The sequence below is a fragment of the Streptococcus sp. STR1/CE/0325 genome (assembly GCF_055386095.1).
Genome location: NZ_AP045018.1, coordinates 328,146 through 343,863, shown reverse-complemented (window position 1 = coordinate 343,863; position 15,718 = coordinate 328,146). Strand labels below are relative to the sequence as shown.

Sequence of the window (15,718 nt, the reverse complement as noted above, 5' to 3'; positions counted from 1 at the left end):
CTCTTTCACAGTAATCAATAAAATCATTATAAACTTTTCTTTTTGACTTGTAAAACAAGAACATTAGGGCTAAAATAAGAAGTATGATAAGCTTAAATACTATTTTAGACATCCTAAAAGCCGATCACAATTTTAGAGAGATCGCACTAAATGGACACTACACCTTAACCTATGACCAAAATCCCTCCTTTCAAAAACTCAGCTACGATAGTAGAGAGGTCGATAAAGACACGCTCTTTTTTGCAAAGGGAGCTTCGTTTAAAAAAGCCTTTTTAGAAGATGCCATTCAAAAAGGACTGGCCTTTTATATCAGCCAAGTGGACTATGAAGTCGGTATTCCTGCCATTTTGGTCAATGACATCAAACAAGCCATGAGCCTTATTGCCATGGAGTTTTACGGTCATCCGCAAAATCAACTAAAACTCCTTGGGATTACAGGAACAAAGGGAAAAACCACTGCCGCTTACTTTGCCTATCATATTTTGAAGCAAAGCCACAAGCCCGCCCTTCTTTCCACGATGAACACGACACTTGATGGCATTCATTTTACCAAGTCAAAACTGACCACACCTGAGAGCCTTGATCTCTTTGCCATGATGGCTCAAGCCGTTCAAAATGGCATGACCCACCTCATCATGGAGGTTTCTAGCCAAGCCTATTTGGTCAAAAGGGTTTACGGGCTAACCTTTGATGTGGGCGTTTTTCTCAATATCAGTCCCGATCACATCGGCCCTATTGAGCACCCAACCTTCGAGGATTATTTTTACCACAAGCGCCAACTCCTCAACCATAGCCGTTATGTGGTAGCTAACCAAAACATGCAACATGCCAACCTCATCTTAGAACAGATTAAAGACCTGCCACATGCCCTTTATGGCAGCCATCTCAATAACAGTATCACAAACAGTCAAGCCTTTTCTTGCCACTTTACAGGGCAATTAGAAGGCGACTATGACCTAGAGTTGATTGGGCATTTCAACCAAGAAAATGCTCTCGCTGCTGGTTTAGCTTGTTTACAGCTAGGAGCTAGTCTTACTGATATTTACCAAGGCATCAAAGACACCCGCGTCCCTGGGCGCATGGAAGTCCTCACGCAATCAAATGGTGCCAAGGTCTTTGTGGATTATGCCCACAATAAAGACAGTGTCGAAAAATTGATTGAAGTGGTAAAAACCCACCAGACTGGCAAGATTATCTTGATTCTTGGCTCAACTGGAAACAAGGGAGAAAGCAGGCGCAAGGACTTTGGCGAGTTACTCAATCACTACCCAGACCTTGAGGTCATTTTAACCACTGATGATCCGAATTTTGAAGACCCTAGGGCTATCGCAGAAGAAATTGCTAGCTATATTGAGCGCCCTGTCCACATCGAAGTGGACCGTGAGCTTGCCATCAAAACAGCTCTAGAAGGCACCCAAAAAGTCAGTGATGCTGTCATCATCGCTGGAAAAGGGGCTGACGCTTACCAAATCGTCAATGGCGAAAGAACGCCTTATCCGGGAGATTTAGCCGTCGCTAAGGCTTACTTAGACTAGAAAAAAACACCTTCATTTTCTCAAGAACCATTCCAATATATCAAAAGTTAGCGGTTTCTTGAGAAATCTATGATATAATAAGGCTAAAAGGAGAGGATAGGATGATTTCAGCCAAGCAGATCGACGTAAGCTATGACAAAAGGCTTGTTCTGCGTGATCTTAGCCTTGATATTTTACCTGAGAGAATCACAACCATTATCGGCAAAAACGGTTGCGGAAAATCAACCCTACTCAAGTGCCTTTGTCGCCTTCTCCCTCTTAGCAAGGGAGAAGTTCTTCTTGGTCAGGAGTCCATTCATCACCTTTCGACCAAGCAGGTGGCAAAGCGTGTGGCTTTTTTGCCACAGCACATCCTCGCTCCAGATGGGGTCAGTGTCTATGATTTCATCTCTTATGGGCGTTTTCCCCACCAAAAAGCCTTTTTAGGCTTATCTTCTATGGATCGGGAAAAAATTTACTGGGCTATGGAAAAGACCCAGACGGTTGCTTATGCCAATCTTCCTCTGTCACAACTCTCAGGCGGGGAAAGGCAGCGTGTCTTTATCGCCATGACTTTGGCTCAGGACACAGACATCATTTTCTTGGATGAGCCGACCACTTATCTGGATTTGACCCATCAGCTGACAATTCTTGAGCTCTTAAAAGAGATTAATCTCAGTGAGAAAAAAACCATTGTCATGGTGCTGCACGACATCAATCTGGCTGCTCGTTATTCAGACCAGTTGGTCGCAATGAAAGATGGGCGTCTCTATCAGACAGGAACAGTCAAAGACATTATGCAAGAAACGGTGCTTGGTCATGTCTTTGATATTGACCCTCAGCTCGTCATCGATCCAAAGACAAAGCTGCCGACGTTACTTAGTTATCATTTACCATAAAGGAGGTCTTATGAAAAAATTACTCTACCTCGTTAGCTCATTGCTTTTGGTGGTCTTGTTGGCTGCTTGCGGTCAAACCAAAGAGACCAAAACCAGTCAAACGAGCTATCAAGCACCAAAAATTGAGGGCTTTACCTACTATGGTAACATCCCCCAACATCCCAAACGGATTGCTAGTCTCAATGCCAGCTACACTGGCTATCTGCTTCAGCTGGATCTTCCTCTTGTGACGGCAACGACCTACGACAAGGATAACCCTGTTTTCAAAGAGGATTTGAAAAAGGTCAAACAGGCTATGCCTAAAGACCTTGAAACCATCTCTAGCCAAAAGCCCGATGTGATTATCATTGGCTCTAACGAAGACAATATTGACCAACTCAAGAAAATCGCACCGGTCATCTCGATTGAATACGGAAAACGTGACTACCTCCAGTTGGTTGATGATTTCGGAAAACTCTTTGATAAAGAAAAAGAAGCTACCGCTTGGCGCAAATCTTGGGATGCTAAGATTGCAGAAACCAAGACCAATCTAGATGATGCCCTTGGTAAAAATGCGACTTTCACCATTCTTGGTCTAACCGAAAAAGACCTCTACCTCTTTGGAGATAATTGGGGGCACGCAGGAGAAATCATTTACAAGTCCCTCGGATTTAAAGCACCTGAAAAGGTGGCCCAAGAAGTCTTTCCTAAAGGCTACTTGTCTATTTCAAAAGAGGTCCTTGCGGACTACATCGGCGACTATGTCATCGTCACTGCGGACAATAGCCAAACCAACTCCAGTCTTTATGAAAGTTCTCTCTGGCAAGCCATTCCAGCTGTTCAAAAGAATCATGCCATTCGGGTACAAGCCGACAGTTTCACCTTTACCGATCCAAAATCCTTGGATTATCAGCTAGAAACCTTGCAAAAAGCCCTTATGACACAAAATAGTAAACAAAAAACGAAAAAATCATGACCTTATCTCAACAAAAGCCAATCTCTTATTGGCTTCTTTTTTTAGGATTAGCCCTCTTTGTCCTCCTTTGTTACATGAGCTTGCGGTTTGGTGCCATCTCTTTTTCTCACCATGAGCTGATAGCAGGCTTTTTTCACAAAAATACTGTCTTGTGGGAGGCGAGAATTCCCCGCATTTTAGCTGTCTTTCTCGTTGGAGCAAGCCTTGCTTTTTCTGGCAGCATGATCCAAAGCTTGACCAGAAACCCCGTTGCAGACACTAGCCTACTAGGTATCCAATCTGGAGCGAGTTTAGCTTTGACCTTAGCTATTTTATTTTCCCCTTCTCTGCACTATCAGGTCTTACTCCTCTTTTCCCTTCTGGGATCTAGCTTGGCTGCCTGCTTTACGCTAGGGTTGACTTATGGAAGGAAAACACACCACTCTCTTCGTTTGATTTTGATTGGGAGTATCTTGAGTGCTTTTTTGTCCACCTTAACGCAGGTTCTTGCGGTTACTTTCAAGCTCTCCGCTAGCCTTTTAAGCCTAGAAGCCAGCAGTTTTTCAGCGGTTAATTGGGCCATGCTAAAAACCACAGCTCCCTTTTTTCTCCTTGGTTTGACGCTTGGTCTCTTATTTGCCAAGCGGCTGGCTCTTCTCAACCTTGACCCTCTTCTTTTACGGGCTTTGGGGGTCAATATTTTTGGGAGTCAACTTTTTTTCTTGATTTTGGTCTTGATTTTAGCTGCTTCAAGTGTGGCGATTGCTGGCAATATCGGATTTATCGGGTTGATTGTGCCGCATTTTCTAAGACCTTTCACAAGGGGCATCTCGCGTCTATTTTGCTTACTTGTCATCTTATTTGGAGGGGATTTTCTCCTTCTGGCTGACCTTCTTAGCCGCACCCTAGCAGCCCCTAGTGAGTTGTCTCTTAACTTGCTCACCAGTCTGATTGGTTTACCGCTCTTTCTCATCCTGCTCAAGAAAAAAGGAGGTCGTTTCTATGACTAAATGCAAACACCTGATGTTAGGACTCCTTTTTCTTCTTTTGATTAGCTTTGTGATGGCCTTATGCCTTGGGACACCTAGCCTTTCCCCCACTCAGCTATGGAGGAATCTCTCTAATCCCAACCAAGGCGAGTATTTTCTCCTTTGGGAAATCCGCCTACCACGTCTTCTTGCTAGCATCTTAGGCGGATGGGCACTGGGGCTTTCTGGTTTAATTCTTCAAACCCTCACACGCAATCCCCTTGCAGACTCCAGCACCTTGAGTGCCAATAGTGGAGCTGGATTAGCTCTTGCCCTTGCCCTTAGTTTTGGATGGATGGACCAGTCCAATAGTCCTCTTTTTCTTCCCTTATTGACCAGTAGTGGTGCTGCCATCAGTATCTTTAGCGTCTATCTGTTCTCCCTTGGTTCCCATTATCGGATCAATCCTAGCCTTCTTATCATCAGTGGGCTTGGTGTCACCAGTCTTTCAACGAGTGTCATGGTCGCCCTCATCAGTCAAACAGACCGTTTTAAGTTAGACTATATCCTCTCTTGGCTGGGAGGCACGATTACAGGAGACAGATGGGAAACCTTGCTGCTTACTTTTCCGCTTTTGATTGGCGTCAGTTTATTGGTCTATAAACGGCATACCTCACTCAACCTCCTCTGGCTCAATGACCAATCCGCCATAGCTCTTGGACTAAATCTCCAAAAAGAACGCTTGATTGAGCTATTGCTGGCTAGTCTTTTAACCGGAATTGGCGTTATTTTGGTTGGAAACATCAGCTTTATTGGTTTTCTTTCAGCCCACCTCGCTAGACAATTAAGTGGCGTCAAGCACGCTCACCTCATTCCAGTCAGTAGTCTTTTGGGAATGTTGCTACTCTTATTAACTGACACGCTCAACCGTTCCTTACTGGCTATCCTTAGCCTGCCCACTGGTATTTTAGTGGCGCTGATCAGCCTACCTTATCTGACCTTGGTACTTTTTGATGCCAAAAAGTAAACAGCTCCCACAAGCAAAAAAGCCTAGGAAATCAAATCCTAGGCCCTTTTTTATCGATTAAGCATTGAAGCTTTCAGTGAGTTGTGGCACCACTTGCTTCTTGCGTGATACTGCCCCTGGTAAGAAGGCGTGATTGTCCTCTAGCGTAAAGTTAAAGGCTTTTTCTACCTTGTCCATGTGGCTTCCAAGCGCCAAGATTTCAGAATTAGATTCCAAAATATCCGTAATCATCAAGACAAAATCAGAGTAACCATTTTCTTCCATAGCCTTGGTCATGGCTGCTTCTAGCTCGGCTTGACGCGTGAGGACTTCTTTGATGTCCACGGTATTGACCTGCGCCACACGCACCTTGTTACCATTTAATTCAAAGGTTTTGGCATCAATGTCAATCAATTCATCCGCTGACTTGCTTGCCAAGTTGGTACCTGCTTTTAGCATCTCAAGACCGTAAGTTTCTAGATCAACACCTGCCAACTCTGCCAATTCTTTTGCCACTTGTGGATCGCTAGCGTGGGTGGTTGGTGATTTGAGCAAAAGCGTATCTGAAATCAAACCAGACAACAAGAGTCCAGCAATCTCTTTAGGAACAGCGACTCCATTTTCCTTGAAAGCACGGTAAACAATTGAGCTCGCTGACCCAACAGGCTCAACGCGCATGTAAAGTGGGTTGGCTGTCTCAAAATTCGCGACACGGTGATGATCAATCACCGCAACCACTTCCACGTCTTTGATGTCTGAAATCGATTGTTGCGCTTCATTGTGGTCTGTTAGGATAACTTGGCTAACCCCTTCTTCCTTAGCAGATGTGACCACACGCGGTGCCTTAACACCAAAGTAGTCCAAAACAAAGGCTGTTTCTTCATTGGGCTCTCCCAAGATGACCGCTTCGGCATCACGACCAAAAGCTTCACGCTCCAAGTAAGCCCAACCATAAGATGAAGCGATAGCATCAGTATCTGGATTTTGATGACCAAAAACTAAGAATGTTGACATAGATTTTCCCCTTTTGCTAAATAGTTCCCTTTATTATACCAAATTTTCACCAAAGTCGCAAAAGAGACTATGCCTCTTAGTAACGTCCAAAGTAAGATAAGAAAAGATGTTGAGAAAGGATGCTATAAGGTGACGCACTCAAATAATCTGGAAGATCCACGTGTTGCGCACGCTCGAAAATCTCATCGTCTGACAAGGTAGAGTAAGTCGGTGCTTGACTAGGTGCATAGAAAGCCTCAGAATCATAGTCCCTCTCTAAGTTTTCAGAGGTAGCTCCAAAAGCAGAGCTGCTCAAATAATCTGGAAGGTCAGCATGCTGTGCACGTTCAAAGATTTCATCATCGGAGGATAGGGCTTGAGGAGTGACAGACGCATCAGATTCAGCGGGAGCCTCAAAACGTCCTCCCAAGTGTTCAGAAGTCGCTCCAAAGGCAGAACCACTCAAATAATCTGGTAAATCCGCATGTTGCGCGCGTTCAAAAATCTCTTCATCGGATAAGCTATCATAAGCTGCACCTTGGGATAAAGAAGTGCCACCTGCATAGTCTTTTTGCAAATGCTCAGAGGTTGCTCCAAAAGCAGAGCTGCTCAAATAATCTGGAAGATCCATGTGTTGCGCACGTTCAAAAATCTCATCATCAGACAAAGCTGCTTGAGAGGACGCTTGTGGCTCAACCACAGCTGGCGCGTCAAAATGACCTCCCAAGTGTTCAGAAGTCGCACCAAAAGCTGATGAACCAGTCAGATATGCTGGAAGATTTGCATGTTGCGCACGCTCAAAAATCTCATCATCAGACAAGCTTGAGTAGGCTGAACCTTGCGCTTCTTGAGAAGCTTCACCTTCATAGTCTTTTTGCAAATGCTCAGACGTTGCACCAAAAGCTGACGAACCCGTTAGATAAGCTGGAAGATCCACGTGTTGCGCACGTTCAAAAATCTCGTCATCAGACAAAGCTGCTTGTCTGGGTTGAGCTTGATAAAAGGTATCTGCGGAGGCAGTATAGCCTTGTGCCAAGGTAAAGAGCAAACCGCTTGCTAGTAGGGTTGTTACACATTGCTTTGTCCATCTTGTTTTCGTTGTCATATAAATATCCTCTATTTCTGATAAGATATGGTCATTTAGGTTACCTCGTCCTAAAAGCAACTTAAATAACTATATTCTTAGTATAGCAAAAGGACATAAGTCAAATGTAAGCCACTTCTTAACTAATTCTTAACTTCCTCTTAGAAAAGCCTAAAGCTCCTGTTTTGGGAAAACAAAAACTGGAGGAACAATCCTCCAGTTTTACGCTTCTTGCGTTTCTTCAAGTTTGGTGCGAATCACTTTGAGTTTGACCACTCGACCGTCTTTAACCTTGTCGTTAATCAAACGAAAGGCCTGCTGATGACTCTCAACAGTATAGCTTTCTTTAACCTCTTGACTTGGAATGGTACCAATCCCAGCCAAGTAAAAGCCTGCGATGGTATCCACATCGTCACTTTCTAGCTCACAGTCAAAATACTCATTAAAATCATTGAGGGTCATGGTCCCAAGGACAATATAGGTGTCCTCTGCAATCTCTCTCACTTCTTGAGCAGCCTTGTCTGTTTCATCGTCAATCTCTCCGACAATCTCCTCAAGCAAATCCTCAAGGGTCACAAGACCTGCCACCCCTCCGTACTCATCTAGGAGAATAGCCATCTGATTTTGCGTATTTCTAAGAGCACTCAAGAGATCATCGATAAAGATGGTCTCTGGTACAAAGAGAGGCTCTTGCATGATACGGCGTAAATTGAGCTGGTCAAAACCATCCTCAAAGGCACTGTTTAAAATCCGCTTGGTGTGAATCAAGCCAATGACCTTATCTCGGTCATCGTCATAAACGGGAATACGCGAGTAATTTTCCCTCATGATGCTTTTCATGATGTCTTTGACATCATCATTGATATCCACCATAAAGGCATCTGTCCTTGGCACCATGACCTCTCTTGCCATGCGCTCATCTAATGAGAAGATCCCTTGAAGCATGCCGATTTCTTCAGCATCCAGCGTTTCTTCACTATTGGTGAGCAAATACTCAATCTCATCTCTGGTCATGCGCTCATCTGCATCATCAAACTTAACCGGTGTGATGCGACTAAGCAAATTAGTCGAAGCAGACAAGAGCCAGACAAAAGGACTAACAATCTTGCCTAAAAAGACAATAATTGGTGCTGAAATAACAGCTAAATTTTCCTTTAGGTTCATGGCGATACGCTTTGGATAAAGCTCGCCCACGACAATGGAAATATAGGTCAAAAAAACTAGGGCAATCACGTCACCAAGGGTCTTGGCGGTCGCACCATTTCCCATCCAACGGGCAATCTCATCGCCCAAAGAGTCTGCAAAACTAGCCCCTGAAAGGAGGGTCAACACGGTAATTCCGACCTGAATGGTGGATAAGAAATGATTTGGGTTTTCCAAAACCTTCAAAAGACGGATAAAGCGTTTATCGCCCTCTTGGGCCTTTTGCTCCACACGTGAACGGTTTAAAGAAACCAAGGCCATCTCACTGGCTGAGAAAAAGCCGTTTAATAAGGTTAAAAGTAATAAGAGTAAAAATTGTATAAGCAAGGACTGACTGCTAGGGTCTTCCATTTAGTTTGTCTCCTCGTTTTTATGGTTTAGTGGCTTTATTATACCATATTCCACAGCTATTGGGCTAGAGATTAGGCAATATTTTCTCATAAAGCTTAGCTTTTTGTTGCTTGCCTCATTTGGTTTCGACGTAAATTAACGATGTCATAAGGAAGGGTATTGGCTGATTCTTTAAAGGCATAATCCTCCAAGCTATTGACCTCTTTTCGGAGTTCTTTAGCCATGCGCTTGCTGATGATTCCTGCTTCTTCATACTCAAAGATAAATTTGCGCTCCAAATAATAGCCTCTGAGCAACTCTTCGACATTGTTTGGGGTCAAGCGTGCAATCACCCGTTCAAAGAAATAACCAGACTGGATGATTTCTGCCTCACGCAGACGTGAACGCTTGAGGTACTCAATCAAGGTCATATTGTAAATTCCTTCAATATCGTCTAGTGCCTCCAAAACATCCTCAGTATTCGATAGATAGAGCTCTTCAAGATGTTCTCTGGTGGCATCAGTAATGCGGAATTTTTGGTTTTTTTGATGACGAATATTTTTCCGGATTCCAGATCCAAAGGTCACAATTTCATGCAAAACAGTTCTCAACACCCGTAAAAGAACGAGTATTCCATAACGAATAGTGGACATGAGATCTCTTGGGACTTGGCGCTCCATAGCCTTGATATAACGCTGATAGAGACGATATTCTTCTAGGGAAATCTGCCCTTTGGCAAAAGCATGTTCTAAGCCTTCATTTTCAATTCCAATAATCATGAGACGAATCATGGCAAGTTCGGTTTTCACCTCATTAGACTCTTGGTCCAAAATCAAATCTTCGACCCGCTGATTGTACTGGTCAATCGCATTATAAATCGCGACTTTTTTCTTACTGATTTTGAGATCATTTTCAAGCTCTGCAATCACATCGTTAAGGATACCGATCTGGGCGTAATTTCCCTCCTTGGCAACTGGTTTTCCAGCCAAACGAGGTAGGATAAGAATCCCAATTAAAAAGCTAAGAGCCGTCACACCAGATGCAATAAAGAGTAGCTGGCTGTATTTTAGACTGGTCGCAGCTGGAAGGAGTAAAATAGTGGCAATGGAAACCGTCCCCTTAACTCCTGAAAAAGTCAAAAGAAGGATATTTTTAAAATAAGGACTGATTTTCTTTTTCAAGCGCCACAAACGTAAAAACATAAAAGTAAAAATCATGAAAAAGCGAGTGGCAAAAAGGGTCAAGGTCACCACTAAAATGATAAGGAAAATCCGACCATTATCGATTTCAATCGCCTTGAGAACAGGATCTGCTAGTGATACCAACTGATCTCCCAAAAGGATAAAGACCGCCCCGTTTAATAAAAAGGTAATCATGTGCCAGACGGAATCACTAGTCTTATCTACCTCAGCATCAAAAATCGTAATCTTTTTAAAACGACTGGCCTGACCAATTCCAGCGACTACGACCGCAATAATCCCAGACACATGAATTTCTTCTGCAATAAAGTAGGAAACAAGAGGCAAAGCCAACTCCAACAATAGACTTCCTGTCGTGTCAGACGCCCCCATGTGGTCTAAAATCGATAGCATTAAACGATTTAAAAAGGTGACCAAAAGACCGACCAAAAGACCGCCAATCAAGGAAATCATCAGACTTAAGCTGGCTTCTCTTAGGGAGAATACCCCTGTCGTTAAAGCAGCTACTGCAAACTGAAACGAAACAAGACCACTTGCGTCATTTAAAAGACCTTCTCCTTGCAGAATATTCTCAGCCTGCTTTGGAAAGCTAAAGCGTTTGGAAAGAGCCGCAAACGCCACCAAATCCGTGGGACCAAGTGCCGCTCCCAAGGCAAAACAAGCCGCCAAAGGAATGGTCCCAAGAAACATATTATGCGTAACATACCCAATCGCCAAGGTCGTTACAAAAACAACAGGGAAAATCAAAAAGGCAATAATCTTCCAGTGACGAAGAACGTTGGTGATGTCACTTTCTTGCCCCTCACGAAACAGCAAAGGAGCAATGACAAAGGCCAAAAACAATTCTGAATTAAGGGTAAAGAGATCCTCTTGCCCCCAAATACCAATCAAGCCCCCTAAAACAATCTGAATCAAGGGGAGGGGAATTTTGGGAAACATCCGATTAATGACATTAGACAAAATGACCGCAAATAAAAAAATAATCAGAAAAATCGACAGATGCAAAATAGCCCTCCTTATTTCTTCACGCTACACTGGCTACTACAAGCCGCAAATAAGGATTTTTGCTTTTCAATTTTCTTTTCAATACTGGTGACATCCTTATGTTCGAGCTTACGTTGACAACGTTCCATCTCGAGATTGACTAATTTTTTCTTGATACGATTCATCTTTCGGCTATATTCCAAATGACTATAATCTTGAAATGATTTGTTGCTAGATAAAAATTTTTCGCTCATTTTTGCTAATTTTTCACTCATTTGTTGATGATTCATCAGTTTTTCCTCTATCTATTTCTGTTTAGTGTTTTTCGATCATAATCAAAAAAGGGGGATGGTTCACTTGATTTAGCGCCTGATAAGACATGACCGTATAAGCGGTCTGTGGTAGGCTTGAGACGGCTTCTAGAAGGGCATGTTTTTCCTCCAGCCCCCCTTTATGTCCGTAGTAGATCATAAGCGCTACACGCCCTTTAGGCGATAAACAAGACAAAATTTGGTCTAGAGCTGATAAGGTCGTATCTGGTTGGGTGATAATCTCCTTGTCACCTCCTGGTAAATAGCCCAAATTAAAAATAGCAACGTCCACCTTATCTACATAGTGAAAAAGATGGCTATGGCTGTCTAAAATGAGACGAACATTGAAGACTTTTGCCTCATCTAAACGTTTTTGGGTGGCAACGAGTGCCTCTTTTTGAATGTCAAAGGCATAAACTTCTTTAGCTCTTTTGGCTAAAAACAGGGTGTCATATCCCTTTCCCATCGTTGCATCAAGAGCAATGCTAGTTGGGGTTAGCACCTCTGCTAAAAAGTCATGGGCTAGCTCTAATGGCTTTTTCATGTTTTTCTTTCCTCTACAATGGTATCCTCTTATTTTACCACACTTTCTCTAAAATAGACCACTAAAAGCTCTTGATTTCCCCACATAAAAAAGGTTTGGATAATTTCCAAACCTTTCAAAACTCTTAATACCCTTATCTTTGCTTGGCTGTAAAGCGCCAAATAAAACGGCGTTTCATATAAAGAGGGTAAATCAAGTTTAAGACTCCAAAACCAAGAAGATAACCACCGATAATATCACTCGGATAATGAACCCCCAAGTAAATACGAGACAAACCTACTATCACAATCAAAGCGACAATAGCTACTTCTACCAGATGTCTGACAGCAGATTTTGTGATACGCTGATGCGCTACCAAGAGGATAAAACCAAAAATCATCATGCTGCCTGTGGCATGACCACTCGGAAACGAGTACCCCGTTTCATGCACCAAGTGCATAATACTAGGTCTTGGACGCTGATAAACATTCTTCAAAATAGTAATCAAAAGCCCCGCAAGAAGCCCTGTCCCCAGGAGAAAAAGGCTTTCTGTCTTCCACTTCTTCCACCAAAAGTAGCCCATAAAAGCGAGAATAATCACGACTTGACCTTCTGGATTACCTAACAGGGTAATGGTTTTTAAAAGAGTGGTTAAAAGAGGTGGCAAAGATCCTCTGATAAAAGACTGGATGGGGCGATCAAAAGCTACTAAAGAGCTAGGATAAAACTTGACCACATAACCCAGGCTAACAAATAACACAAGAGATAAACTGGCATAGAGCCGTTTAATCAAAAATTTATCGTTCATAAGAATACGTTTTAATCAAGGGGTGTAAAAAAGTCGAAATGACCCCAAACACCACAGAAAAGATTAGGCCCTGAACCAAATTAAAGGGAAGAACCATACCGACAATATAGGGTTTTAGCCCAATGATCTGCTGAATATCAAAGTTGGCAAACCGCGCATAAAGCGGAACCGCATAGACGAGATTAAGCACCACCATCAAAAGCGTTGAGGATACTGTCCCTACTAGACTCGCAATAACATAAGACACATGCGCCCGTCCGTCCTTGTTGGTCACAAGACCAAAAGCCGTGACAAAAGCACCCAAAGCAAGGACATTCATCGGTAACCCAATGAAATCTGTGATACCATGACTGTTTAACAAAAACTTGAGCACTGTTCTCAGAATCAAAATCGCATAGGCAGACTTGAGATCAAAAAGATAGAGTCCAAATAAAACAGGAATCACGCTCAACTCAACCTTTAAAAAGTCAGCCCCTGGTATGATGGGAAAGCTAAAAAGCATCAAGCTAAAAGAAAGTGCGGATAAAACGGCAATCATAGCCATCTTTCGTGTGCGAACCATATAAAAAATCCTCCAATTTTTTCAAATTGAAAGAAGGATCAAAGAGTACGCAAAAAACCCTTTGTCTTCTCTCATCCAGACTTTACTGTCGGTTGTGGAATTACACCACATCAGCTTGCGCTCGCGGACTATCACCGCCGGTCGGGAATTGCACCCTGCCCTGAAGACACCCTTATTGTAACACAAAAGAAAAAAGCACGCAAGAAAAACGAACGCGCTTCTACCTATTTTAACTTGTCTCTCTCATAGGTATGGGTCAACTCTAACTGAGGAAAATCTTGCTGACGTAGGGCTTCATAGACAATCATGCAGACGGTATTTGAGACATTGAGGCTTCTAACATGCTCGTCATTCATGGGAATGCGAAGTGCCAACTCCCGGTGTTCTCGCATAAATTCCTCAGGAAGCCCTGTATCTTCTCGACCAAAGAGGAAATAATGTTCCTCATCATCAGCATAGCTCTCCTCACAATAGACCTTGTCTGCAAACTTGGTAATCAGATGGAGCTTGCCCTTACAAGCATCTAAAAAATCCTCCAGCGAGTCATAAAAACGCACATCTAGCTTATCCCAATAGTCTAGACCAGCTCGTTTCATCTTTTTATCATCAATGGGAAAACCCATGGGAAGAATGATATGTAAGGGACTATTGGTCGCAGCACAAGTTCTTGCGATGTTACCGGTGTTGGCTGGGATTTGCGGTTGAAATAAAACTACATGGTTACGGCTACTATCTAAACGATGATTTTGTTTGGCTAATTCTTGAATATTCATGGCTTGTTTCTCTTTAAAATCTTTAAAAAAATAACCACATCACCCGGACTCAAGTCAGCAGGCAACGTGGTTGCTGGTCGCTCATTAACTTAAATCATAACAGGATTGAGTTAAATCAATGAGTAATACCTTTCTAGTATATCACCTTTGTTACAATTGTCAATAGCTTTTTACAAGAAGTTTGCTTTTCTTGCGACTTTTTCTTCCCATCACAATGACAGGTGCATTTTCTGTGAAAAAAGAGTATGATAGAAGATATATAAGGAGATAAAATCGGATGAAAATTATTGTCGTTGGAGGGGGAAAAGTAGGTTCTGCCCTTTGCCAATCTCTGGTCGAAGAAAAACATGATGTCACCCTCATTGAAGAAAAAGAAAGTGTCCTCACCAGAGTCACGCGCTACATTGATATCCTAGGGATAGTGGGAAATGGCGCTAATTTTAAAATTCTAGAGGAAGCAGATGTTGCCCACTGCGACATCTTTATTGCGCTGACCGAAAAAGACGAAGTCAATATGATTTCAGCGGTCTTGGCTAAAAAGATGGGGGCAAAAGAATCGGTCGTGCGAGTCAGAAATCCGGAGTATTCCAACCCGTATTTCAAGGATAAAAATTTTCTTGGCTTTTCAGCCACCATCAACCCAGAACTCCTCACCGCCCAGTATATCGCTAACAGCATCGAGTTTCCAAACGCCCAGTCAGTCGAACTCTTTGCCAATGGGCGAGTCATGCTCATGGAATTTACCATTACCCAAAAGAGCAAACTCTCCCAGATGTCCATGGGACAATTTCGTAAAAAATTCAAAAGACTGGTGATTTGCGCTATCAAACGCCAAGAGGATATCTTTATCCCACACGGAGATACCAATATTGAGGTGGGAGATCACATCTTTGTCACGGGCAATCGCTCTGATATGATTGTCTTTCACAATTTTGTCAAGAGCCAGTACGTCCACAACATGATGCTCATTGGTGGCGGAAAAATCGCCTACTACCTGCTCAACCTCCTCAAATCCACCGATATTGTGGTGAAAATCTTAGAATTAAACGAGGACAGGGCCAGATGGCTCAGTCAAGAATTTCCCCATTTTCAAGTGGTACAAGGAGACGGCACAGACCGTGATGTCCTCTTAGAAGAAAACGTCCAAAGTTTTGATGCAGTCGCCACCCTAACGGGAGTGGACGAGGAAAACATCATCGCTTCCATGTTTCTTGAAACCTTGGGGGTGGAAAAAAATATCACCAAGGTCAATCGTGCCACCCTTTTAGAAATCATCGGAGAGCAGCCTTTTTCTAGCATTGTCATTCCAAAACGCATCGCGGTTGATAGCATCATGCACTTTATCAGAGGACGCGGCAATGCCCAAGGTTCTAAGCTAGATGCCATGCACCATCTCGCCAACGGGCGCATCGAGACCCTGCAATTTGAAATCAAGGAAAATAACCGCTTGGCAGGAAAAAATCTCGCTGCTATCTCCATGAAAAAACAGGTTTTGATTGCCGCTATTATAAGGAAAGGTCAAACCATTTTCCCAACTGGAGAGGACCGTTTGGAGGTGGGCGACAAGGTTGTTGTCATCACCTTATTAAAAAACATCTCCAGTATTCTAGATTTATTAGAGAGGTAA

General features: G+C 43.0%; 15 protein-coding genes and 1 riboswitch. Of the genes, 6 read left to right on the top strand and 9 right to left on the bottom strand.

Features of this window, described 5'->3' with window-relative positions; translation table 11 throughout:
* The first annotated feature begins 83 nt into the window (after positions 1–83).
* From ACZ49W_RS01730 to ACZ49W_RS01710, 5 genes are all read left to right on the top strand, one after another.
* Positions 84–1,535 carry a UDP-N-acetylmuramoyl-L-alanyl-D-glutamate--L-lysine ligase gene (locus tag ACZ49W_RS01730; RefSeq protein WP_464813626.1) on the top strand — a complete coding sequence of 484 codons (1,452 nt, stop codon included), beginning with the start codon at positions 84–86 and terminating at the stop codon, positions 1,533–1,535.
* 101 nt (positions 1,536–1,636) lie between these two features.
* Positions 1,637–2,413: an ABC transporter ATP-binding protein gene (locus tag ACZ49W_RS01725; protein ID WP_464813625.1), complete on the top strand. Its 777-nt coding sequence runs from the start codon at positions 1,637–1,639 to the stop codon at positions 2,411–2,413.
* Positions 2,414–2,423: 10 nt separating this feature from the next.
* Entirely contained in the window at positions 2,424–3,368 is a 945-nt protein-coding gene (locus ACZ49W_RS01720) for an ABC transporter substrate-binding protein (RefSeq protein ID WP_464813624.1), read from the top strand.
* On the top strand, positions 3,365–4,357 hold the full coding sequence (locus tag ACZ49W_RS01715) for a FecCD family ABC transporter permease (RefSeq protein WP_464813623.1): 993 nt from the start codon (positions 3,365–3,367) through the stop codon (positions 4,355–4,357). Before ACZ49W_RS01720 ends, ACZ49W_RS01715 begins: the two co-directional genes overlap by 4 nt.
* Positions 4,350–5,342: an iron ABC transporter permease gene (locus ACZ49W_RS01710; RefSeq protein WP_464813622.1), complete on the top strand. Its 993-nt coding sequence runs from the start codon at positions 4,350–4,352 to the stop codon at positions 5,340–5,342. The genes ACZ49W_RS01715 and ACZ49W_RS01710 overlap by 8 nt, the downstream gene beginning before the upstream one ends.
* Before the next feature lie 57 nt (positions 5,343–5,399).
* Here the strand turns inward: ACZ49W_RS01710 and ACZ49W_RS01705 are convergent, their stop codons facing one another.
* From ACZ49W_RS01705 to ACZ49W_RS01665, 9 genes are all read right to left on the bottom strand, one after another.
* Positions 5,400–6,335: a manganese-dependent inorganic pyrophosphatase gene (locus tag ACZ49W_RS01705; protein ID WP_464813621.1), complete on the bottom strand. Its 936-nt coding sequence runs from the start codon at positions 6,333–6,335 to the stop codon at positions 5,400–5,402.
* Positions 6,336–6,411: 76 nt separating this feature from the next.
* Positions 6,412–7,419 carry a hypothetical protein gene (locus ACZ49W_RS01700; RefSeq protein WP_464813620.1) on the bottom strand — a complete coding sequence of 336 codons (1,008 nt, stop codon included), beginning with the start codon at positions 7,417–7,419 and terminating at the stop codon, positions 6,412–6,414.
* Positions 7,420–7,620: 201 nt separating this feature from the next.
* Entirely contained in the window at positions 7,621–8,952 is a 1,332-nt protein-coding gene (locus ACZ49W_RS01695; RefSeq protein ID WP_464813619.1) for a hemolysin family protein, read from the bottom strand.
* A gap of 95 nt (positions 8,953–9,047) precedes the next feature.
* Complete coding sequence (locus ACZ49W_RS01690; RefSeq protein ID WP_464813618.1) at positions 9,048–11,135, bottom strand: cation:proton antiporter; 2,088 nt, start codon at positions 11,133–11,135, stop codon at positions 9,048–9,050.
* An 11-nt stretch (positions 11,136–11,146) separates the two neighbouring features.
* Complete coding sequence (locus tag ACZ49W_RS01685) at positions 11,147–11,404, bottom strand: hypothetical protein (RefSeq protein ID WP_464813617.1); 258 nt, start codon at positions 11,402–11,404, stop codon at positions 11,147–11,149.
* Between the two features lie 25 nt (positions 11,405–11,429).
* Positions 11,430–11,969, bottom strand: a complete 540-nt coding sequence (mnmM, locus tag ACZ49W_RS01680) for a tRNA 5-(aminomethyl)-2-thiouridylate-methyltransferase MnmM (RefSeq protein ID WP_464813616.1) — start codon at positions 11,967–11,969, stop codon at positions 11,430–11,432.
* Between the two features lie 133 nt (positions 11,970–12,102).
* Positions 12,103–12,756, bottom strand: a complete 654-nt coding sequence (locus ACZ49W_RS01675; protein WP_464813615.1) for a phosphatase PAP2 family protein — start codon at positions 12,754–12,756, stop codon at positions 12,103–12,105.
* Positions 12,746–13,318, bottom strand: coding sequence for an ECF transporter S component (locus ACZ49W_RS01670; protein WP_464813614.1), 573 nt, complete (start codon positions 13,316–13,318; stop codon positions 12,746–12,748). Before ACZ49W_RS01670 ends, ACZ49W_RS01675 begins: the two co-directional genes overlap by 11 nt.
* A 59-nt stretch (positions 13,319–13,377) precedes the next feature.
* A riboswitch (FMN riboswitch) is annotated at positions 13,378–13,490 on the bottom strand.
* A gap of 52 nt (positions 13,491–13,542) precedes the next feature.
* Complete coding sequence (locus tag ACZ49W_RS01665) at positions 13,543–14,091, bottom strand: tRNA (cytidine(34)-2'-O)-methyltransferase (RefSeq protein WP_464813613.1); 549 nt, start codon at positions 14,089–14,091, stop codon at positions 13,543–13,545.
* 277 nt (positions 14,092–14,368) lie between these two features.
* Here ACZ49W_RS01665 and trkA point away from each other — a divergent pair, with 277 nt between their 5' ends.
* Entirely contained in the window at positions 14,369–15,718 is a 1,350-nt protein-coding gene (trkA, locus tag ACZ49W_RS01660) for a Trk system potassium transporter TrkA (protein ID WP_464813612.1), read from the top strand.